The organism is Tepidiforma flava (genome assembly GCF_027594505.1).
Classification (GTDB): domain Bacteria; phylum Chloroflexota; class Dehalococcoidia; order Tepidiformales; family Tepidiformaceae; genus Tepidiforma; species Tepidiforma flava.
In genome coordinates this window covers 2,693,853-2,713,518 of record NZ_CP115149.1, presented here as the reverse complement: position 1 = coordinate 2,713,518, position 19,666 = coordinate 2,693,853, and the positions used below count along the sequence as shown (strand labels likewise).

22 protein-coding genes are annotated in these 19,666 nt (G+C 68.2%); 19 read left to right on the top strand and 3 right to left on the bottom strand.

Features of this window, described 5'->3' with window-relative positions:
• The first annotated feature begins 107 nt into the window (after positions 1–107).
• The 19 genes from O0235_RS14735 (at position 108) to O0235_RS14645 (ending at position 16,183) form a co-directional block, all read left to right on the top strand.
• Entirely contained in the window at positions 108–1,277 is a 1,170-nt protein-coding gene (locus O0235_RS14735) for an acyl-CoA dehydrogenase family protein (RefSeq protein WP_270056528.1), read from the top strand.
• A gap of 45 nt (positions 1,278–1,322) precedes the next feature.
• Complete coding sequence (gene queF, locus O0235_RS14730; RefSeq protein ID WP_270056527.1) at positions 1,323–1,703, top strand: preQ(1) synthase; 381 nt, start codon at positions 1,323–1,325, stop codon at positions 1,701–1,703.
• A 64-nt stretch (positions 1,704–1,767) separates the two neighbouring features.
• Positions 1,768–2,544, top strand: coding sequence for an NAD(P)H-hydrate epimerase (locus O0235_RS14725; RefSeq protein ID WP_270056526.1), 777 nt, complete (start codon positions 1,768–1,770; stop codon positions 2,542–2,544).
• A 91-nt stretch (positions 2,545–2,635) separates the two neighbouring features.
• Entirely contained in the window at positions 2,636–3,013 is a 378-nt protein-coding gene (locus tag O0235_RS14720) for an NADH-quinone oxidoreductase subunit A (protein ID WP_270056525.1), read from the top strand.
• Positions 3,010–3,534: an NADH-quinone oxidoreductase subunit C gene (locus tag O0235_RS14715; RefSeq protein ID WP_270056524.1), complete on the top strand. Its 525-nt coding sequence runs from the start codon at positions 3,010–3,012 to the stop codon at positions 3,532–3,534. Before O0235_RS14720 ends, O0235_RS14715 begins: the two co-directional genes overlap by 4 nt.
• 5 nt (positions 3,535–3,539) lie before the next feature.
• On the top strand, positions 3,540–4,640 hold the full coding sequence (locus tag O0235_RS14710) for an NADH-quinone oxidoreductase subunit D (RefSeq protein WP_373324452.1): 1,101 nt from the start codon (positions 3,540–3,542) through the stop codon (positions 4,638–4,640).
• Positions 4,637–5,890: an NADH-quinone oxidoreductase subunit NuoH gene (gene nuoH / locus O0235_RS14705; protein WP_270056522.1), complete on the top strand. Its 1,254-nt coding sequence runs from the start codon at positions 4,637–4,639 to the stop codon at positions 5,888–5,890. The genes O0235_RS14710 and nuoH overlap by 4 nt, the downstream gene beginning before the upstream one ends.
• Positions 5,890–6,408, top strand: coding sequence for an NADH-quinone oxidoreductase subunit J family protein (locus O0235_RS14700; RefSeq protein WP_270056521.1), 519 nt, complete (start codon positions 5,890–5,892; stop codon positions 6,406–6,408). The genes nuoH and O0235_RS14700 overlap by 1 nt, the downstream gene beginning before the upstream one ends.
• Entirely contained in the window at positions 6,405–6,719 is a 315-nt protein-coding gene (nuoK, locus tag O0235_RS14695; RefSeq protein WP_270056520.1) for an NADH-quinone oxidoreductase subunit NuoK, read from the top strand. The genes O0235_RS14700 and nuoK overlap by 4 nt, the downstream gene beginning before the upstream one ends.
• Before the next feature lie 6 nt (positions 6,720–6,725).
• Complete coding sequence (locus O0235_RS14690) at positions 6,726–6,923, top strand: hypothetical protein (protein ID WP_270056519.1); 198 nt, start codon at positions 6,726–6,728, stop codon at positions 6,921–6,923.
• Between the two features lie 3 nt (positions 6,924–6,926).
• Positions 6,927–8,882, top strand: a complete 1,956-nt coding sequence (gene nuoL, locus O0235_RS14685) for an NADH-quinone oxidoreductase subunit L (protein WP_270056518.1) — start codon at positions 6,927–6,929, stop codon at positions 8,880–8,882.
• 9 nt (positions 8,883–8,891) lie between these two features.
• On the top strand, positions 8,892–10,355 hold the full coding sequence (locus tag O0235_RS14680) for a complex I subunit 4 family protein (RefSeq protein ID WP_270056517.1): 1,464 nt from the start codon (positions 8,892–8,894) through the stop codon (positions 10,353–10,355).
• Positions 10,352–11,809 carry an NADH-quinone oxidoreductase subunit N gene (locus tag O0235_RS14675; protein WP_270056516.1) on the top strand — a complete coding sequence of 486 codons (1,458 nt, stop codon included), beginning with the start codon at positions 10,352–10,354 and terminating at the stop codon, positions 11,807–11,809. Before O0235_RS14680 ends, O0235_RS14675 begins: the two co-directional genes overlap by 4 nt.
• A gap of 3 nt (positions 11,810–11,812) precedes the next feature.
• Entirely contained in the window at positions 11,813–12,298 is a 486-nt protein-coding gene (gene ybeY / locus O0235_RS14670; protein ID WP_270056515.1) for an rRNA maturation RNase YbeY, read from the top strand.
• Between the two features lie 68 nt (positions 12,299–12,366).
• Positions 12,367–13,866: a DNA polymerase III subunit gamma/tau gene (gene dnaX / locus O0235_RS14665; RefSeq protein WP_270056514.1), complete on the top strand. Its 1,500-nt coding sequence runs from the start codon at positions 12,367–12,369 to the stop codon at positions 13,864–13,866.
• On the top strand, positions 13,866–14,243 hold the full coding sequence (locus O0235_RS14660) for a YbaB/EbfC family nucleoid-associated protein (protein WP_270056513.1): 378 nt from the start codon (positions 13,866–13,868) through the stop codon (positions 14,241–14,243). Before dnaX ends, O0235_RS14660 begins: the two co-directional genes overlap by 1 nt.
• Positions 14,244–14,264: 21 nt before the next feature.
• Complete coding sequence (recR, locus tag O0235_RS14655; RefSeq protein WP_270056512.1) at positions 14,265–14,873, top strand: recombination mediator RecR; 609 nt, start codon at positions 14,265–14,267, stop codon at positions 14,871–14,873.
• Position 14,874: 1 nt separating this feature from the next.
• Positions 14,875–15,636 (top strand): DNA repair protein RecO, encoded by a 762-nt coding sequence (gene recO, locus O0235_RS14650; RefSeq protein WP_270056511.1) that lies wholly within the window; start codon positions 14,875–14,877, stop codon positions 15,634–15,636.
• A gap of 106 nt (positions 15,637–15,742) precedes the next feature.
• Positions 15,743–16,183: an FmdB family zinc ribbon protein gene (locus tag O0235_RS14645; protein WP_270056510.1), complete on the top strand. Its 441-nt coding sequence runs from the start codon at positions 15,743–15,745 to the stop codon at positions 16,181–16,183.
• 9 nt (positions 16,184–16,192) lie between these two features.
• On the opposite strand, the gene O0235_RS14640 is transcribed toward O0235_RS14645, so the two are convergent.
• The 3 genes from O0235_RS14640 to metG are packed head-to-tail and all read right to left on the bottom strand — an operon-like array spanning position 16,193 to position 19,661.
• A complete protein-coding gene (locus tag O0235_RS14640; protein ID WP_270056509.1) occupies positions 16,193–17,170 on the bottom strand; it encodes a polyprenyl synthetase family protein in 978 nt (325 codons plus the stop codon).
• Positions 17,167–17,985: a TatD family hydrolase gene (locus O0235_RS14635; RefSeq protein WP_270056508.1), complete on the bottom strand. Its 819-nt coding sequence runs from the start codon at positions 17,983–17,985 to the stop codon at positions 17,167–17,169. The genes O0235_RS14640 and O0235_RS14635 overlap by 4 nt, the downstream gene beginning before the upstream one ends.
• Positions 17,982–19,661: a methionine--tRNA ligase gene (metG, locus tag O0235_RS14630; protein ID WP_270056507.1), complete on the bottom strand. Its 1,680-nt coding sequence runs from the start codon at positions 19,659–19,661 to the stop codon at positions 17,982–17,984. The genes O0235_RS14635 and metG overlap by 4 nt, the downstream gene beginning before the upstream one ends.
• Between the last annotated feature and the right edge of the window lie 5 nt (positions 19,662–19,666).

Genomic DNA, 19,666 nt, shown 5'->3' with positions numbered 1-19,666 from the left:
GGTAGGGTGGAGGAAGCCTACGCCACCCGCGCCGGCCTGCCCACCGCCCGCTGCCGCCCGCCCGGCTATACTCGCCCTGCCGAGATCCTGACAGCCCGGACCGCCCCATGCTTTTCCGCGACGCTCCCGAACACGCCGCCTTCCGCGCCGAGGTGCGCGCCTTCCTCGATGCCGAACTCCCCCGCGAGACGTGGGACATGCGCAACGACCGCGAGGAGATGACGCCCGAGGAAAAGGAGTTCACCCGCCAGTTCCGCAAAAAGCTTGCCGCCCGCGGCTGGCTCACCATGGGCTGGCCGAAAGAGTTCGGCGGCGCCGGCGCCAGCTACATGACCCAGACCGTCTACATGGAGGAGATGAGCTCCGCCGGCGCCCCCGGGGCCTACGACCAGGGCGTCTGGCTCGCCGGCCCCGCCCTCATGATGCACGGCACCCCCGCCCAGCAGCAGCGCTGGCTCCCCGGCATGCGCACCGCCGACGACCACTGGTGCCAGCTCTTCTCCGAACCCGGCGCCGGCTCCGACCTCGCCTCGCTGCAGACCCGCGCCGTCCGCGACGGCGACGTCTACGTCATCAACGGCCAGAAAATCTGGACGAGCGGCGCGCAGGAGGCCGACTGGGGCATCCTCCTCGCCCGCACCGACCCCGAGGCCCCCAAGCACCGCGGCATCAGCTACTTCATGGTCGATATGCGGCTGCCCGGCATCACCGTTCGCCCGCTCGTCAACCTGATGGGCAGCCACCACTTTTGCGAAGTCTTCTTCGACGATGTCCGGGTGCCCGCTGACTGCCTCGTCGGCGAAGAGAACCGCGGCTGGTACATCGCCACCACCACGCTCGACCAGGAGCGGTCGAGCATCAACCGCGTCGTCATGACGCGGAGCACTCTCTATGCGCTCATCGACTACGTCCGCGAGCACCCGCACCTGCGCCGCGATGAAATCCGGCACGAGCTGGCCGAGCGGTACCTCGAGTTCGAAATCGGCCGCTGGCTCTGCTACCGCGTCGCCCAGATGCAGAGCGAGGGCAAAGTCCCGAACGCCGAGGCCTCAGTCTCGAAAATCTTCGGCACCGAACTCCAGCGGCAGATGGGGATCACCGGCCTGCGCGTGCTCGGCCTGCCCGGCCAGCTCGAGCCCGGCTCCCGCTGGGCGCCCCTCCGCGGCAGAGTCGAACGCTGGGCGCTCGCCGCGCCCAGCTACACCATCGCCGGCGGCACGAGCGAGGTGAACCGCAACATCATCGCCACCCGCGGCCTCGGGCTGCCCCGCGGTTGACCTTGCGTCTGCGCGGCCGCCGTCCGAACCTGCAGGTGACACGCCATGAACCCGAACAACACCTTCCGCACCGACGGCACTATCGACGCCTTCGACAACCAGTTCCCCGGGCGCGACTACGTCATCGAGTTCATCGCGCCCGAATTCACCAGCGTCTGCCCGATGACCGGCCAGCCGGACTTCGGTACCATCCGCGTCACCTATGTGCCGGACCGGAAGTGCATCGAACTCCGCTCCTTCAAGTTCTACCTCCATGCCTTCCGCAACCGCGGCATCTTCTACGAGGACGTCGTGAACACGATCCTCGATGACATCGTGGCTGCCGTGCAGCCCCGCTCGGCCACCGTCACCGGCGAATTCAACACCCGCGGAGGCATCAGCGCCCGTGTCACTGCTTCGTACCCGTCTCGGCCTGCCGGGGCATGACGCGGCCCCGGACGATTCCGTAGACTCCAGAGCCCGTGGCCCCCGGTGGGGCCGTGAGGTGCGTATGCCCGTCAAGCCCGACCCTGCCGGGTTCCCCCAGCGCCGCTGCTCCGACGTCTGCTCCGTTACCGCCGCGCAGATGCGCGACGTCCAGCGTCTCGCCCAGGAAGAGTTCGGCCTCGATATCCTCCAGCTGACCGAGAACGCCGGCCGCAGCGCCGCCATCCTCGCCTTCGCCATGCTGGGGGGCCGCGGCCGCGGCCAGCGCGTCGTCGTCCTCGCCGGCGGCGGCAACAAAGGCGCTGCCGGCCTCGCGGCCATCCGCCACCTCGCCAACTGGGGCTGCCGGGTCGAGCCCGTCATCGGCGGCGTCGAAGAGGAGGTCTCCTTCACGGCCCGCCGCCAGCTCCACATCCTCAGGCAGACCGGCCTCCTTCAGCCCGCCGACCTCGAGACCAGCGAAGTCCGCCTCGAAGAGCAGCTCGCCGGCGCCGACCTCGTCATCGACGCCCTCGTCGGCTACGGCCTCGAAGGCCCGCCGGTCGGCGTCGCAGCCGCCGTGACGCGCCTCGCGATCGAATCGCGGCGGCCCATCCTCGCGCTCGACATCCCCACCGGCGTCAACGCGACCACCGGCGAAGTCAGCATGCCGGCCATCCGCGCGGTCACGACGCTCATGCTCGACCTCCCGAAGCGCGGCTGCCTCGATCCCCAGGCGCGCGGCATGGTCGGCGAGCTCTACCTCGCCGATATCGGCATCCCGCTCAACGTCCACCAGCGCCTCGGCATCCCCGTCGGCCAGCTCTACGCCGAAGGCCCCATCGTCCGCCTCCGCCGCTGACCCGGTCCCTGCCGGCGCCTTTGTCCGGCACGGGAGCCCGTGCTATAGTCAGCGCCGGTCCTTAGGGACGAATTTCACAAACGGCCCCCGCGTGCTGTACGAATACGGTCACATCGGCATCCTCGTCATCATCGCGCTGATCTTCCCGCTCGGCGCTGTCGTCACGTCGTGGGCGCTCCAGTTCGCCCGCATCCGCCCGAAATTCCGCCCCGATGTCGTCCGCGACGACATCTACGAATGCGGTCTCCGCACCGAAGGGCCGAGCCTCGTCCAGTTCAACTTCCGCTACTACTACATCGCCCTCCTCTTCGTCCTCCTCGACGTCGAAATCATCTTCCTCTTCCCCTGGGCGATGGTCTTCGACACCGTCGGGTGGGTCGGCTACGGCAAAGGCCTCCTCTTCATCGCCACGTTCGTCGTGGGCGGCATCTACGCCTGGCGAAAACGAGCCCTGGAGTGGCGCCTGTGACCCGCGAACTCACCGGTTCCGAAGCCGCCGCGCTCGCCGAAGCGCTCGTACCCGGCTCCGTCGACCGCACGACGGAGACCGCCTGCTACCTCAAGCCCGACAGGCTCGTCGAAACGCTCCGGGCTCTCCGCGACGACCCGGACGCGAACCTCGTCCACCTCACGAACCTTTGCGGCGTCGACTACTGGGACCACTTCGAAGTCGTCTACCACATCCAGTCGTTCGAAAAGAACCACCTCGCCTGCTTCAAAGTCGAAGCGTGGGGCCGTGAGAACCCCGAGGTTCCCAGCGTGACGCCTGTCTTCCACGGCGCCTGGATGCAGGAGTGCGAAGCCTACGACCTCTTCGGCATCCGCTTCGCGGGGCACCCGAACCTCTACCGCATCCTCCTCTGGGAGGGCTATCCCGGCTGGCCGCTCCGCAAGGACTTCCTCGCGATGCCCGGCGGCCTTCAGCCGGGCCTCGGCGAATTCGCCGGCGTTGCCCGCCGCCAGGAGCCGCCCGTGAAGGTGATCGAATGACCGGCATCATCAAGAGCGAACCGTTCGTCATCAACATCGGGCCCCAGCATCCTTCCACCCACGGCGTCTTCCGCATCAAAGCGACCGTCGACGGCGAAAAGGTCATCGACGCCGAGATGGTGATGGGCTACCTCCACCGCTCGATGGAGAAGCTTGCCGAGGAGCGCACCTACACCCAGAACATCCCCTTCACCGACCGCACCGACTACCTCAGCAGCATGTCGAACAACCTCGGCTACTGCCTCGCGGTCGAAAAGCTCGCCGGCATCGAAGTCCCGCCCCGCGGCAACGCCATCCGCGTCATCATGGCCGAGCTCCAGCGGCTCGCCAGCCACTGCATGGCCATCGGCGCCTTCGCCAACGACACCGGCGCCTGGCAAACCCCGGTCATGTGGGCCTTCCGCGAGCGCGAAAAAATCCTCGACATCTTCGAAGTCACCTCCGGCGCCCGCCTCACCTGCAACTACATGCGCATCGGCGGCGTCGCCTTCGACCTCCGGCCCGAGTTCGAGCCGATGGTCCGCCGTGTCCTCCGCGAGTTCCCGCCGTTCATCGACGAAATGGAGGGGCTCCTTTCCGGCAACGAGATCTTCATCGCCCGCACCCGCGGCGTCGGCGTCCTGACCCCCGAGATGGCGACCAACGCCTCGCTCTCCGGCCCGATGCTCCGCGGCAGCGGCATCGCCTGGGACATCCGCAAGGCTGACCCGTACTGCGGCTACGAGCAGTACGACTTCGACATCCCCATCGGCTACAACGGCGACAGCTACGACCGCTTCATCGTCCGCCTCGAAGAGATGCGGCAGAGCCTCAAGATCATCCAGCAGGCGCTCGATGGCCTCCCCGGCGGACCCTTCCGCACCGAGGTTCCCCTCGCGCTCCGGCCCCCGAAGGGCGAAGCCTACGCCCGCATCGAAAGCCCGCGCGGTGAACTCGGCTACTACCTCGTTTCCGACGAGGGGCCTTCGCCCTACCGCTTCCACATCCGGCCGCCCTCGTTCATCAACCTCTCCGCCCTCAAAGAGATGACCGTCGGCGGCACCGTCGCAGACGCCATCGTCGTCCTCGGCTCCATCGATATCGTCGTGGGGGAGATCGACCGGTGACCCCGTTCCTCGTCTCGGACAAGTGGTACGACATCCGCGACCTCGGCAACCTCTCCCGCGAAATTCTCGAGGCGGCCGACCGCATCCTGCCGTTCGGCGTCGTCTACGTCCTCGCCGCGCTCATCGGCTTCGTCGCGAGCTTCCTCCTCTTCGTCCTCCCCTCACAGCTCATCGTCGGCGTCTACGGCGAGCGCCGCATCATCGGCCGCATGCAGTCGCGCCTCGGCCCCAACCGGGTTGGCCCCTTCGGCCTCCTCCAGCCGATCGCCGACGCCATCAAGCTCATCCAGAAGGAAGCGCTGACGCCGACCCGCGCTGACCGGGCGGTGATGTACATCGCGCCAATCGTCTTCGTGATGCCGGCCGTGCTCCTCTGGGCTGTCATCCCCTTCGGCGAGAACATGGTCATCGCCGATATCCCCGTCAGCCTGATGTACTTCCTCGCGGTCTCCTCCCTCCCGGTCATCGCCACGTTCATGGCCGGCTGGAGCGCCAACAACAAGTACAGCCTCTTCGGCGCGATGCGCATCGTCTCCATGGCGATCAGCTACGAATCGCCGCTCGTCCTGGCGCTCCTCGGCGCCGTCGTCATGACGGGCACCATCAGCCTTTCCGGCATGGTGGCCTGGGCTGACGAGTTCAACATCTGGATGGTGTTCGTCCAGCCCCTCGCGCTGGTCATCTACTTCATCTGCGTCAGCGCCGAGCTCAACCGCACCCCGGTCGATATCGCCGAGGCCGAGTCCGAAATCGTCGCCGGCTACCTCACCGAGTACTCCGGCATGAAGTGGGGCCTCTTCTACGGCATGGATATCGGCTACGCCCTCGCCGCTTCCGGCTTCGCGGCGACCGTCTTCCTCGGCGGCTGGACCTTCTTCGGCCTCGAGCAGTGGGTGCCCGGCTGGCTCATCTTCATCGCCAAGACCCACCTCTTCTACTTCCTCTTCATCTGGACCCGCGGCACGCTCCCGCGTCTCCGCGCCGACCAGCTCATGGCGTTCGCGTGGAAGTTCCTCCTGCCGCTTGGCGTCTTCAACCTCCTCATCGTTAGCACGGAGCGCATGCTCTGGTCCGAACAGGACTACGCGAAGGGGCTCATCTACGTCTTCGCCCTCGTCAACATCGTCCTCTCGGTCGCGCTCGTCTACGCCTGGGCCCGCTTCAACGGTTACCGGCCCGAGCAGACGCCGACTCGCCCGCGCCTCGTCAAGCAGGCTGGCGGCTACATCCCCGTCGGGGAGCGGTCCTGATGGAAGGTTTCGGTCCGTCCTTCGCTTTCTGGGTGCTCGCCGCCCTCACGCTCGTCGCTGCGGGCGGGGTGATGGTCTCCCGCAACCTGCTTCACGCCGTTCTCTTCCTCATCCTCACCTTCATCGGCGTCGCCGGGTTTTTCGTGCTCCTCTCGGCCGATTTCATCGCCATGGCGCAGGTCATCATCTACGTGGGCGCCATCGCGGTGCTGGTGCTCTTCGCCGTGCTGCTCACGCCGCGCTCCGGCCGCGATAACGGCGAAACCCGCTGGGCGCTCCCCGGCATCCTGCTCGCCGTGTGCCTTGCGGCCATCTTCCTCTTCGTCGTCCATGACACGGCGTGGAACACAGTCGACGAAGCTCCTGCCGGCCTCGATGCCCGCGCCCTCGGAACTGCGCTGCTGACGACCTGGGTGGTGCCGTTCGAAATCGCGAGCGTGCTGCTCACCGCCGCGCTCGTCGGCGCCATCATGCTGACCCGCAGCCCCGAAGAAGAAGCGGAGGATGCCCTCGTATGACCCCCGGCATCGAACACTTCCTCACCGTCGGCGCCCTCCTCTTCTGCCTCGGCCTCGCCATCTCCCTCTCGAAGCGGAACGCCATCGGCGTCCTCATGGGCGTCGAGCTGATGCTCAACGCCGTCAACCTCACGCTCATCACCTTCTCCCGCTTCGCCGTGAGCCCGAATCCGATTGCCGGGCACACCTTCGTCGTCTTCATCCTCACCGTGGCCGCTGCCGAAGCCGCGGTCGCCCTTGCGCTCGCCGTCGCCGTCTACCGCAACCGCGAAACCATCGACGTCGACCGGCTGAATCTCCTCAGGTCGTGAAGCAGCATGTGGGTTGAATTCATGACGGTCCGCAACGCCTACGTCGCCCAGACCTGGGCGGAACTGTTTGCCGCCGAGGCGCTCTCGGTGCGCATCGTGCCGCCCATCGGCTACGGCGAAAAGGCGTCCATGCTCGATGAACGCACCCTCTACGTGCCGACGGGCAAGGCGCACGTCGCCCGCGAAATCCTGAGGAAGATCTAGCCCATGCTGTTCCTCGCTGCCGAGCCGTCCGCCGCTTCGACGCCGACGATCGACCAGGCCGTGCTCTGGGCCATCATGGCCTGCCCGCTCGTCGCCTGGGGGCTCATCGCGCTCTACCTCCGAAAGCTCCCGGCCATCGCTGGCTACACCGCGATCCTCGGCATCGGCGCCGCGATGGTGCTGAGCTACGTCACGCTCTTCAACGTCATCGATGCCGGCGGCGGCGTCGCGCAGTACACCCACCAGTGGTTCACCGCCGGCGACCTCAGCGTTCCCATCGGCGTCCGCGTCGACGGCCTCACCGCGGTCATGCTGGTCGTCGTCACGACCGTCGCGTTCCTCGTCCAGGTCTACTCCACCGGCTACATGCAGGGCGACCACGGCTACGGCCGCTACTTCGCCCACATGTGCCTCTTCACCACCTCGATGCTTGGCCTCGTCCTCGCCGACAACCTCTTCCAGATGTTCGTGTTCTGGGAGCTGGTCGGCCTCTGCTCCTACCTGCTCATCGGCTTCTGGTTCCACAAACCCAGCGCCGCAGCCGCCGCGAAGAAGGCCTTCATCGTCACCCGCATCGGGGACCTCGGCCTGCTCGCCGCCCTCCTCCTCATCTGGACCCGCGCCGGCACCTTCGACGTGACCGCCATCCAGGAGTGGGCCGCCAGCGGCGAGGTGAAGAGCACCATCGTGACGCTCTTCGCGCTCGGCCTCTTCGCCGGCGCCGCCGGCAAGTCGGCCCAGTTCCCGCTCCACGTCTGGTTGCCCGACGCGATGGAAGGCCCGACCCCGGTGTCCGCCCTCATCCATGCCGCGACGATGGTCGCCGCCGGTGTCTACCTCGTCGCCCGCTTCTTCCCCGTCTTCGAAGCTTCCGCCGATGCGGCCAACGTCGTGGCCTGGATTGGCGCCATCACCGCCATCCTCGCGGCCACCATCGCGCTCGTGCAGACCGACTTGAAGCGCGTCCTCGCCTATTCGACGGTCTCCCAGCTCGGCTACATGATGCTCTCGCTTGGCGCGCTCGGGTACGTGGCCGCCATTTTCCACCTCTTCACCCACGCCTTCTTCAAGGCGCTTCTGTTCCTCGGGAGCGGCTCGGTCAACCACGCGACCAACACGTTCGACATGCGGAAGATGGGCGGCCTCCGGAAACACATGCCGGTGACCTACTGGACGTTCGTCATCGGCTCGCTCAGCCTCGCCGGCATCTTCCCGCTCGCCGGCTTCTGGTCGAAAGATGAAATCCTGCTCGATGCATGGCGCCACGACCGCGCGCTCTGGGCGATCGGCGCCGTCGTCGCCTTCATGACCGCCTTCTACATGTTCCGGGCCATCTTCCTGACCTTCCACGGCACCTACAAGGGCGGCGAACCGGTGGACCACCACGACCCGGACAACCACTTCCACGGCGACCCGGCCCACCCGCACGAATCGCCCTGGTCGATGAAAGGCCCGCTCATCGTGCTTGCGGTCCCCTCCATCGCCGCCGGCTGGTTCGCCTACGACCACATGTTCAAGGACTTCATCGAAGCCGCGCTTCCGCATGCCGGCCACCACGGCAGCACGTTCGAACTCGGCATCGCCATCTCCTCGACCATCATCGCGCTCGCCGGCATCGGCACCGCCTACGCCATCTACATCCGCCGCTGGGTCGACTCGGCGTCCATTCGCGCCACCTTCGCGCCCTTCGCCCTGGTCTTCGAACGGAAGTACTTCCTCGACGACCTCTACGAAGGCCTCTTCGTCCGCAACATCTTCTACCGCGGCTGGTGCCGGCTGCTCGAGACGATCGACCGCCGCGTCGTCGATGGCATCGTGAACGGGACCGGCCAGCTCGGCCGGGCTGCCAGCAGCCGGTTGCGGGCCGTGCAGGTCGGCGAAGTCCAGTCCTACGGCCTCGGCGTCGCGGCCGGCGTCATCGTCATCTTCATCGCCGTCATCGTGGCGAATCCGCTCTAGGAGGTCGTGGTGGAACTGAGCATCCTCATCTTCCTGCCCGCCATCGCGGCCGCCCTCATCCTCCTCCTCCCGCAGCGGATGGAGCAGCAGGCGAAATGGGTGGCGCTCGCCGCCGCCGCCGCGATGTTCGCGCTCTCCATCGCGATGTTCTTCCGCTTCGACCCCGGCGCGCAGGGCTACCAGTTCGTCGAGCGCCACTCCTGGGTCGATATCGGCGCTTTCAACCTCCAGTACTTCGTCGGTGTCGACGGCCTGAGCCTGCCGCTCGTCGTCCTCACGACCTGCCTCACGCTCGCGTCCGTCCTCGTCTCGTTCAGCGTGACCCACCGGCCGCGGGCCTACTTCGCCTGCCTCCTCATCCTCGCCAGCTCCGTCGTCGGCGTATTCGTCTCGCTCGACCTGATGCTCTTCTTCCTCTTCTGGGAGCTCGAGCTGTTCCCCATGTACCTGCTCATCTCCATCTGGGGTTCGGGCCGCAAAGAGTACTCGGCGACGAAGTTCGTCCTGTACACGATCGCCGGCTCCGCCTTCATGCTCATCGGCATCCTCGTGCTCGCCTTCGACGCCCGCACATTCGACATCGAGCGGCTCGCCTCAGCAGACTTCCGCGATACGCTCCTGCCGCTCGGCTGGGTGTTCTTCTTCCTCTTCGTCGGCTTCGCCGTGAAGCTGCCCATCGTCCCGCTGCACACGTGGCTGCCCGATGCCCACTCCGATGCGCCCACCGCCGTCTCGGTCTTGCTCGCCGGCGTGCTGCTCAAGATGGGCGGCTACGGCATCATCCGCCTCTGCGTCACCCTGATGCCCGAAGTCGCCCATGACTGGGACGCCTGGATGGCCGGCATCGGCGCCTTCAGCGTCCTCTACGGCGGCTTCATCACCCTCCGTCAAACCGACGTGAAGCGGCTCATCGCCTACTCGTCGGTCTCCCACATGGGTCTCGTCCTGCTCGGCATCGGGGCGCTCGGCTCGACCGGCCTCACCGGCGCGACCTACCAGATGCTCGCTCACGGCCTCATCACCGGGCTGATGTTCGTGATGATCGGCCTCATGTACGAACGAACCCACACCCGCGAGATCGCCCGCCTCGGCGGCCTCGCCCGCCAGATGCCGCTCATCGCCACCGGCATGGTCTTCGCCGGGATGGCCTCGCTCGGCCTGCCGGCGCTCGCCGGCTTCATCGCCGAGGTCACCGTCTTCCTTGGCGCCTTCCAGCGGTTCGAGTGGGCCGTCCTCGCCGCCATCATCGGCGTCGTCCTCTCCGCCGGCTACATCCTCTGGATGCTGCAGCGCGTGATGTTCGGCCCCGTCCGCCACGAGTGGGATGAACTCACCGACCAGCGGCACTGGTGGGAGCACGCCGTCGTCGCCGGCCTCGCCGCCCTCGTCATCCTCCTCGGCGTCTACCCCGCACTCCTCATGGACGTCATCGAACCGGCCATGACCACCCTGGCTGCGAGGTTGCAGGCATGAACGGAATCGACGTACTCGGGCCGCAGATCAGCGTGCTCGTGGCGGCCGGCGTCGTCCTGGTCGTCGATGCCCTCTTCCCCGGCCAGCGCCGCCTCCTGCCCTTCCTCGCCCTCGCGGGGCTGCTGACTGCCGCGCTCTGGACCACCTCGTGGGTGGGCCGCGGCGACTACCAGACAGTCTTCGATGGGACCATCGTCCTGGACCGCTACGCCGTCTTCTTCCAGTACGTGTTCGCCGGCGTAACCGCGACGGTCATCCTCGCCTCCATCGACTGGGTCAACCGCGAAGGCCGCCGGCAAAGCGAGTACTACGCGCTCGTCCTCACCGTTTGCGCCGGCCTCATGCTCCTCGCCGGCGCCCGCGACCTCATCACCATCTTCATCGCCCTCGAACTCTCCTCCATCCCGCAGTACATCCTCGCCGGCTGGGGGAAGGATGCGAAGTCGTCCGAGGCGGGGCTCAAGTACCTCCTCCTCGGCGCCGTCGCGTCATCGCTCCTGCTCTACGGCATGGCGCTGCTCTACGGCGTCACCGGCACCACCATCCTGCCCGACATCGCCGCCGCTATCGAGGCGAACGGCGAATCGTACCGCGCGCTCCTCATCGTTGCGATGACGCTCCTCATCGCCGGCTTCGGCTTCAAAATGGCCGTCGTGCCGTTCCAGATGTGGGTGCCTGACGTCTACCAGGGTGCCCCGACCCCGGTCGCCGCCTTCCTTTCCGTCGGCTCGAAGGCCGCCGCGTTCGCCGTCGCCATCCGCGTCTTCTTCGAGGCGCTCGGCGCCGACTTCCTCAGCAGCGATTGGTCGATGATCTTCGCCGTCATCGCCGCCGTCTCGATGACCCTCGGCAACCTGATGGCCATCGTCCAGTCCGACATCAAGCGGATGCTCGGGTACTCCTCCATCGCGCAGGCCGGCAACTTCCTCGTCGGCCTCGCCGCCATCTCCGTCGCCGGCGAAGAGTTCACCCTCGGCGCGAGCGGCATCCTGCTCTTCGTCGCAGCCTACGCGTTCACGAACCTCGGCGCGTTCGTCGCCGTCATCGCGATCTCCCAGCGCATCAACTCCGACCGCATCGCCGACTACGCCGGGATGTGGAAGACCTCGCCTTTCCTCGCCCTCGGCCTCGCCTTCTGCCTCGTGTCCCTCACCGGCATCCCGCCAACCGTCGGCTTCTGGGCGAAGCTCTACATCTTCAACGCGGCTGTCCGCGCCGACCTCGTCTGGCTGGTCATCGTTGGCGTGCTCAACTCGGTCGTCTCGGCCTACTACTACCTCGGCGTCGTCCGCGTGATGTTCCTCGGCGAACCCGGCACGGAGCAGCGCTTCCGCGCCTCGCCCTCGATCGCCGTCGCCCTCACCGCCACGGCGGCCGGCGTGCTCGTCTTCGGCATCGTGCCCGCGCCCCTGATGTCCGCGGCCCGCGACGCCGTCGAAATCTTCGCCCGCTAGCCCGTGGCTGCCGAGCCCGCCTACGACATCGCCTTCGAAACCGAGGTCGACGTCCCGGATGCTGACCTCTCGGCCCTCGAAGCGCTGGCCGCCCGGGTCATGGCCGGCGAGGACGTTCCGCCCGGCACCGCACTCGCCGTCGTCATCACCGATGACGCCGAAATCCGCCGCCTGAACGCCGAATTCCTCGGCGTCGATGAGCCGACCGACGTCCTCTCCTTCCCCGAGGAAGCCCCCGGCGGCGACGACTTCGTCGCGCCCCCGGACGCCCCCCGCGGCCTCGGCGACATCGCCATCTCCATCGACACCGCGCGCCGGCAGGCGGCCCAGCTCGGCCACAGCTTGCAGGACGAGCTCGCCCATCTGCTCGTCCACGGCATCCTCCACCTCTGCGGCTACGACCACGTCAACAGCCCCGAGGAGGAAGCGGAAATGCGCGCCCGCGAGGAGCATTACCTCGGCGACCTCCGGCACTTCCACGCGCACTGACGCTGCCGCGCCATGCCGGCGTGGCACACCTGTTCTATACTCAGGGTACCCCGCGCACAGGAGCGCTTGTGCTCTACGGAAAGTGGCGGCCGAAGGGTTTCGCCGAAGTCGTCGGACAGGACCACATCGTTCGCACGCTGAAGAACGCCCTCGCCACCGGGCAGGTCGCGCACGCCTACCTCTTCAGCGGCCCGCGCGGCACCGGCAAGACGACCACCGCGCGCATCCTCGCCCGCGCCGTCAACTGCCAGGCGCTGCGCGAGGGCGAACCCTGCAACGAGTGCGCTCCCTGCCGCGCCATCCTCGGCGGCTCCGCGCTCGACCTCATCGAAATGGACGCCGCCAGCAACCGCGGCATCGATGACGTCCGGGAACTCCGCGAGAAAATCGCCTACGCGCCCTCCGACCTCGCCCGCAAGGTCTACCTGCTCGACGAGGTGCACATGCTCACCGAGGGCGCGTTCAATGCGCTCCTCAAGACGCTCGAAGAGCCCCCGCCGCACGCCATCTTCATCCTCGCCACGACCGACCTCCACAAGGTCCCCGCGACGATCATCTCCCGCTGCCAGCGCTACGACTTCCACCGCGTCCCGAACGACGCCATCGTCGACCGCCTCGCCTACATCTGCGAGCAGGAGGGCGTAACCGTACCCCGCGAGGGGCTCCTCGCCATCGCCGTCCAGTCGCGCGGCGGCCTGCGCGACGCGATCACGATGCTCGAGCAGGTCATCGCACGCTACGGGGCTTCGCCGACGGTGGAGGATGTGCGCGCCGCCCTCGGGCAGGTCCACGACCCCCGCGTGGCCGGCCTCGTGCGCGCCCTCCTCGAATCGGACCTCGCCGCCGCGCTCGATATCGCCCGGTCCGTCGCCGACGATGGGCTCGACATCGCCCGCTTCACGCGCGGCGCCGTCGATATCGTCCGGCAGCTGCTCGGGGCGGTCCTGCGCGACGGTTCGGTACCCGTCGACGACGAGCTGCTGGCCGCGGCCCGCGCCCGTCCCGATGCCGTGCAGGTCCTCGCGTCGGCGCTCGCGGAGCTCGCCCGCGCCGATTTCCGGCTCGACCCCGCGAGCCCCATCCCGCTCGAAATCGCCTGCGCAGCTATCATCCTCGGCCCCGCCCGCCCGGCAGCCGCTCCCGCGCCGGTTACGGCGGCCCCGGCTTCGGCGCCCCGGCAGGCTGGCGGCAGTCCGGAAGCGCCGGCCCGGCAGCCTGCCGCGAACAGCGCCCTCAGCCGCGAAGAGCGCTTCGCCCGCGACCTCTACGAACACTGCAAGATGGTCAACCCCTCCCACGCGATGTGGCTCAACGGCTCGTTCGAAGTCCTCCAGATGGACGGCGACGAGCTCGTGCTCGGCTTCCAGCGGAAGATGCCCCTCGAAAAGGTCGATACCGTCTGCCGCGCCATGGTCGAGCAGCAGGCGGCCGCCATCCTCGGCCGAGAAGTCCGTCTCACCGTGAAACTCATCGAAGGCACCGGCCAGCCGAAGCGCGAACCGCGCCGCGGCCACCTCGTCGAAGCCGCGAAATCCATGGGCGGCCGGCCCGTCGGAAAGGAATCCTGATGGCGAAAGGAAGCGGCAACAACCGGTACCTCCGCCGCGCCGGCGGCGGTCTCCCCGGCCGCAGCTCCATGGGCGGCAACGCCAACGCCCTCGCGCAGGCGCAGGAGCTCCTCGCAAAAGCGCAGGCCGAACTCGCGGCCGCCACCGTCGAAGGCACCGCCGGCGGCGGCGCGGTCCGCATCACGATGTCCGGCGAGCAGAAAATCCTCGGCATCAAACTGGAACCTGACGTTGTCGACCCCGAGGACGTCGAGATGCTGCAGGACCTCATCATGGCCGCCATCGCCGACGCCACCCAGAAGGCGGCCGAACTGCAGCAGAAGTCGTTCGGGGCCATCACCGGCGGCCTCGGCCTCCCCGGCCTCGGGCTCGGCTGACGCCGGAGTTCCCGCCCGCCCATGCCTGAGTCGCTCGCCACCCCGGAGCCGATCCAGCGCCTGATCGAGGCGCTCCACCGCCTGCCCGGCATCGGGCCCAAGTCGGCCCAGCGGCTCGCTTACCATATCGTTCGAACCTCCCCGCAGGAGGCCGAGGCGCTCGCCCGCGCCGTCACGGAAGCCCGGGAGCGCATCCGCTATTGCTCCGTCTGCGTCAATCTCACGGAGCGAGACCCCTGCGCGGTCTGCTCCGACCCCCGCCGCGACGCGGGCACCATCTGCGTCGTCGAACAGCCGCTCGATGTCCTCGCCGTCGAACGCGCGGGCATCTACCGCGGCCGCTACCACGTGCTCCACGGCATCCTGAACCCGATGGAGGGCATCGGCCCCGAGCACCTCCACATCGATGCTCTCGTGGCGCGCGTGAGCACCGGCGAGGTGCGCGAGGTCATCATGGCGACGAACCCCAGCCTCGAAGGCGAAGCAACGGTCATGTACGTGCAGCGCGTGCTCGCCCCCCACGGCGTGCGGGTCACGCGGCTGGCGCGGGGGCTCCCTTCCGGCGCCGACCTCGAGTACGCCGACACCATGACGCTCGCCCGCGCCCTCGAAGGCCGCCAGGAGCTCTGACATGCCCGGCCGGCCACCCCGCATGATTGCCGCCGAAGGCATCGTGCTGCGCCGGCGCCCTTCCGGCGAGGCCGATGCGCTCCTCGTGCTCCTCACGCCCGGCGAAGGCCGTATCGATGCCGTCGCCCGCGGCGTCCGCAAGCCGCAGGCGAAGCTCCGCGGCCACGTCGAGCCGGTCACCCGGTCCCGGTTCCTCCTCGCCCGCGGCCGCGGCCTGGATGTCGTCGCCCAGGCGGAGACGCTGGATGCCCACCTTCGCCTGAAGGCCGACCTCGAAGCGCTCGCCGCCGCGATCTACTGCTGTGAACTCGCCGAACGGCTCTCCACGGCCCACGCACCGCAGCCGGAACTGTACGAGCTCCTCGTCGACGCCCTGGCAGCCCTCGATGCCGGCGCTTCCCCCGCGGCGGTCGCCCGCTACTTCGAACTCCACCTGCTCGCTGTCTCCGGCTACGAGCTCCAGGTCGCTGCCTGCGTCTCCTGCGGTGCCGACCTCCCGGAGGCCGAAGCCTTCTTCGCCGCCGCGGCAGGGGGCATCCTCTGCGCCGGCTGCCGTGCGGAGGTCCCGGGCCGCCTGCTCTCGGTCCGCGCGCAGAAGGTGCTCAGGTTCGCGCGACGCTCTTCGGTCGCTGAATTCGCAGCCCTCCGGATGCCGCCCGAGACAGCTGCCGAGGTGCGCGCCGCCCTCGCCGATGCCCTCCGCGCCGTGCTCGACGCCGAGCCCCGCTCGAGTACGTTTTTCGAAACACTGACCAGGCCGTGAGCAAACCGCTGCGCTTCCCCGCGCCGTACCCACCGTGCATGTACAATGCGGGTGCACCGCGTAACCCGGGAACAGCCCCGAAACCCGAACCGTGAGGAGGGGGAGGATGCCCCTGTACGAGTACTACTGCGAGCCCTGCAACGGCATCTTCGAAGAGCTCCGCCCGATGCGCGAAGCCAGCGACCCCGTCCCGTGCCCCGTTTGCTACAAGGACGCGAAGCGCATCATGCCCACGTCCTTCGCCGCCTTTACCTTCCGCGACGGCTACCCGCGGCGCATCCCCGACGACGGCAAGTACTGGCACCTGGGCAAGAAGGTCTCGAAGCTCGTCACCCACGCCCGGCCGAACGAGCACCCCGAGGTCAACAAACCGGAGCCGAAGAAGCGCAAGACGAAGGGCGAGAAGCAGGAGCTCCAGGATATGCAGGAGCTCGCCGCGAAGCGCGAGCTCACCGACCTCTACGGCAACGAAATCAAGCCCGAGGAAGTGCCCGACGTCGTCGAGCAGGGCCGGGTCGTCCGGAAGGGCACCCCACGCGGCCTCTGACCGCGAGCCTCAGCTCTTCCGCGTGAGCACGTAGTCGCTGAGGTCGATGAGGCAGCGCTTCGTCTCCGATTCGGGCAGGAAGGCGATCGCCTCCTGCGCCCGGCGGATGTAGTCCCGCGCCATGTCCATCGAGGCGTCGATGCAGTCGGAATTCCGGACCGCCTCGATCGCTTCCCGCAGCCGCGCTTCGCGGTCCCGCCGCGCGAGGATGAACCGCCGGATCGGGTTGTCCTTCGGGTAGCGCTCGAGGAAGAGCAATCCCGGGAGCGTGATGGTTCCTTCGAGCAGGTCGCTGCCGACCGGCTTGCCCATCACCGCTTCGTCGCCCACGAAATCCAGCACGTCGTCGACGATCTGGAAGGCCATGCCGAAGCTGTAGCCGTAGGTCCGCATCGCCTCGATCGTCCGTTCGTCGCAGTTCGCCAGCATCGCGCCGCCCTCGGTCGCATTCGCGAACAGCGCCGCCGTCTTGCCGCCGATGCGCCACAGATAGTGCTGGACGTCCTTGCCGGCGTCGAACGCGGCGGCGTCCTGGTCGAGCTCTCCGCTCGTCATCTTCATCAGCGCCAGCGCGAACAGCCGCGTGACCGCGAGGCTGCCGGTGCGCGTCACCATCTCCGCCGCGTTCGCGAACATGTAGTCGCCGAGCAGCACCGTCAGCGCGTTGTCGAAGACCGCGTTCGCGGTCGGCCGGCCGCGCCGGCTCGTCGCGCCGTCCACGACGTCATCATGGACGAGGCTCGCGGTGTGGAGCAGCTCGATCGCCGCCCCGAGCGGCACCAGCCGGTTCAGGTTGTAATCGCCGAGGTGACCGGCGAGCAGCACCAGCGCGGGCCGGAGCCGCTTCCCCCGCGCCTCCAGCGCATGGTCGAGCATTCGCTTCAGCGGCGGGAGGTCGACGTTCTTGGTCGACTCGAGCAGGTCCTCGACGAGGATCATGTCCTCGGCCACCGGCCCGTACAGCGCCGTCACCTGCGTCGCCGTCATCGCCGCGAAGCCCCGCCGACCGCTGCCGCGACCAGCCGCCGCGCGTTCATCGTGGTCAGGGCCGCGATCTCCCCGAAGGTAACGCCGCGGGCCGCCGCGACCGCGCGGGCGGTCTCGACGATGAATGCCGGTTCGTTCCTCTTTCCTCGCATCCCTTGAGGTGGAAGGTACGGACTGTCGGTTTCGATCACAAGTGAGCGCGCTGGCAACCCGGCCGCGAGCGCCCGCGTCTGGTCGTTCTTCGGGTAGGTGACCGGGCCCGCGATAGACACGAGGAAGCCGAGCTCGGCGAAGGGCATCGCCTCGTCGAGCGTCCCGCCGAAGCAGTGCATGACCCCCGGCGTCGCCAGGCCCGCCCGCTCAGCGGCGGCGGCGAACTCGCGCAGCGGGGCCRGGATCGCTGCCTCCGCAGCGCGGGAGTGCACGCACACCGGCTTGCGCACCTCCAGCGCCAGCTCCAGCTGCGCACCGAGCAGCTTCCGCTGCCGCTCTTCCGACGACCAGCCCCGGTAGAAGTCGAGCCCGAGTTCGCCGACCGCCGCGACTGCAGGGTCAGCCGCGAGGTCGCGCAGGCGGGGGAGGAGCTGCTCCCATGCGGTGTCCGCTTCATGCGGGTGGAGCCCAACCGCCGCGTGGACGCGCCCCGGGAAACGCCGCGCGAGGGCGACAGCGGCCTCACTCGAGGGCAGGTCGTATCCCAGCGTCAGCAGTTCGGCCACACCCGCCGCCGCCGCCCGCGCGACGACGGCATCGGCCTCGGCGGCCAGCTTTGGGTCCGTCAGGTGGGCGTGGGTGTCGACCAGCGCTGCCGTCACGTCCCCGCGGCCTCGCGCGTCTCGATTTTCGCGTAGAGCGGCCGCGGCGCCTGGAGCTGCGTCCCGGGCGTGACCCGCCGGAAGCTCCACCCCTCCTCGCGCAGGCTGCCGGGCAGGCCGAGGTCGCGGTGCAGGCGCTCCGTCGAGAAGGGCAGCACCGGGTGGAGGAGCACCTTCAGCGCGTTGATGGCGTCCAGCGCGGTCGCCAGCGTCTCTGCTGCGTGTGCGCGGTCCTCCTTCACCGCCTTCCACGGCGCCCGCTCGTCGAGGTACTTGTTCGCCGACTGAGCGAGCTGGAGCGCCGTCTGCAGGCCGCCCCGGAAGTGGCACCGTTCGAACTCGTCGCCCACGGCGTCGAACATCGCCTCGCACTCGGCCAGCAGCGCCGTGCTCTCCGGCGAGGGTCGCTCCACCGCCGGCACCACCCCATCGAAGTTCCGGTGCAGCATCGAAATCACGCGATTCGCCAGGTTGCCCCAGGTCGCGATGAGGACGTCGTTGTTCGCCCGGATGAGCTCGTCCTCGCTGAAAACGCTGTCGTTGCTCTCCGGCATGATCGTCGTCAGGTAGAAGCGGATGACGTCCGCGTCATACTGGTCGAGCAGGTCGAGCATCCACGTCCCCGTGCCCTTCGACTTGCTCTGCTTCTGCCCGGCGGCGAAGTTCACGTACTGGTTCGCCGGCACATCGTAGGGCAGGTTCAGCCCGCCGTAGCCGAGCAGCATCGCCGGCCAGATGATCGTGTGGAACGGGATGTTGTCCTTCCCAATGAAGTAGTACGACCGCGTCGCCCCGTCCTGCCAGAACGGCCGCCACGCCTCGGGGTTGCCGGAGGCCGCGGCCCACTCCTTGCTCGCCGACAGGTAGCCGATGACCGCGTCGAACCAGACGTAGATGCGCTTGTCCTCGTATCCCGGCACGGGCACCGGCACGCCCCACGAGATATCCCGCGTGATGGCCCGGTCCTTCAGCCCCTCGTTCAGCATCCCGAGGGTGAAGTTCTGGACGTTTCGCCGCCAGTGCGGCTGCCGTGCGACCCACTCCTTGAGCGGCGCTTCGAATGCCGACAGCTTGAGGAAGAAGTGCTCCGAAGGCCGGAGCACCGGCCGGGCGCCGCTCAGCTTGCTCCGCGGGTCGCGCAATTCCGTCGCATCGAGCGTCTTGCCGCAGTTGTCGCACTGGTCGCCGCGCGCCTCCGTGAACCCGCAATAGGGGCACGTGCCCTCGACGTACCGGTCTGGCAGGAATCGCCCGACCTCCGGGTCGAAGAGGTACTCGTCGGTCCGGCGGTACAGGTATCCCTGCTCCAGCAGGCGGAGGAACACGTCCTGCGTGACGGCGTAGTGGTTCTCGGTCAGCGTCGAGGTGTACAGGTCGAACGAGATGCCGAACCGCTCCCACACCTCGAGGATCTTCGGGTGGTACCGGTCGACGACCTCCCGCGGCGTGATGCCTTCGCGGTCCGCGGTGACGGTGATCGGCGTGCCATGGCAGTCGGACCCGGAGACCATGAGCACCTCGCGCCCCCGCAGCCGCTGGTAGCGCGCGAAGATGTCGGCCGGCAGGTACGCGCCGGCCGCCTGGCCGACGTGCAGCAGGTAGTTCGCGTACGGCCACGCGACGCAGACGAGAACACGGTCGGGCACGGTGCACCTGGGGAGGAGTCTCTCGACCATGCTAC

Coding starts and splice junctions, on each gene's coding strand:
- O0235_RS14735 (WP_270056528.1), top strand. CDS start 108: ATGCTTTTCCGCGACGCTCCCGAACACGCCGCCTTCCGCGCCGAGGTG.
- queF (WP_270056527.1), top strand. CDS start 1,323: ATGAACCCGAACAACACCTTCCGCACCGACGGCACTATCGACGCCTTC.
- O0235_RS14725 (WP_270056526.1), top strand. CDS start 1,768: ATGCCCGTCAAGCCCGACCCTGCCGGGTTCCCCCAGCGCCGCTGCTCC.
- O0235_RS14700 (WP_270056521.1), top strand. CDS start 5,890: ATGGAAGGTTTCGGTCCGTCCTTCGCTTTCTGGGTGCTCGCCGCCCTC.
- nuoK (WP_270056520.1), top strand. CDS start 6,405: ATGACCCCCGGCATCGAACACTTCCTCACCGTCGGCGCCCTCCTCTTC.
- O0235_RS14690 (WP_270056519.1), top strand. CDS start 6,726: ATGTGGGTTGAATTCATGACGGTCCGCAACGCCTACGTCGCCCAGACC.
- nuoL (WP_270056518.1), top strand. CDS start 6,927: ATGCTGTTCCTCGCTGCCGAGCCGTCCGCCGCTTCGACGCCGACGATC.
- O0235_RS14675 (WP_270056516.1), top strand. CDS start 10,352: ATGAACGGAATCGACGTACTCGGGCCGCAGATCAGCGTGCTCGTGGCG.
- O0235_RS14660 (WP_270056513.1), top strand. CDS start 13,866: ATGGCGAAAGGAAGCGGCAACAACCGGTACCTCCGCCGCGCCGGCGGC.
- recR (WP_270056512.1), top strand. CDS start 14,265: ATGCCTGAGTCGCTCGCCACCCCGGAGCCGATCCAGCGCCTGATCGAG.
- recO (WP_270056511.1), top strand. CDS start 14,875: ATGCCCGGCCGGCCACCCCGCATGATTGCCGCCGAAGGCATCGTGCTG.
- O0235_RS14645 (WP_270056510.1), top strand. CDS start 15,743: ATGCCCCTGTACGAGTACTACTGCGAGCCCTGCAACGGCATCTTCGAA.
- O0235_RS14640 (WP_270056509.1), bottom strand. CDS start 17,170: ATGACGGCGACGCAGGTGACGGCGCTGTACGGGCCGGTGGCCGAGGAC.
- metG (WP_270056507.1), bottom strand. CDS start 19,661: ATGGTCGAGAGACTCCTCCCCAGGTGCACCGTGCCCGACCGTGTTCTC.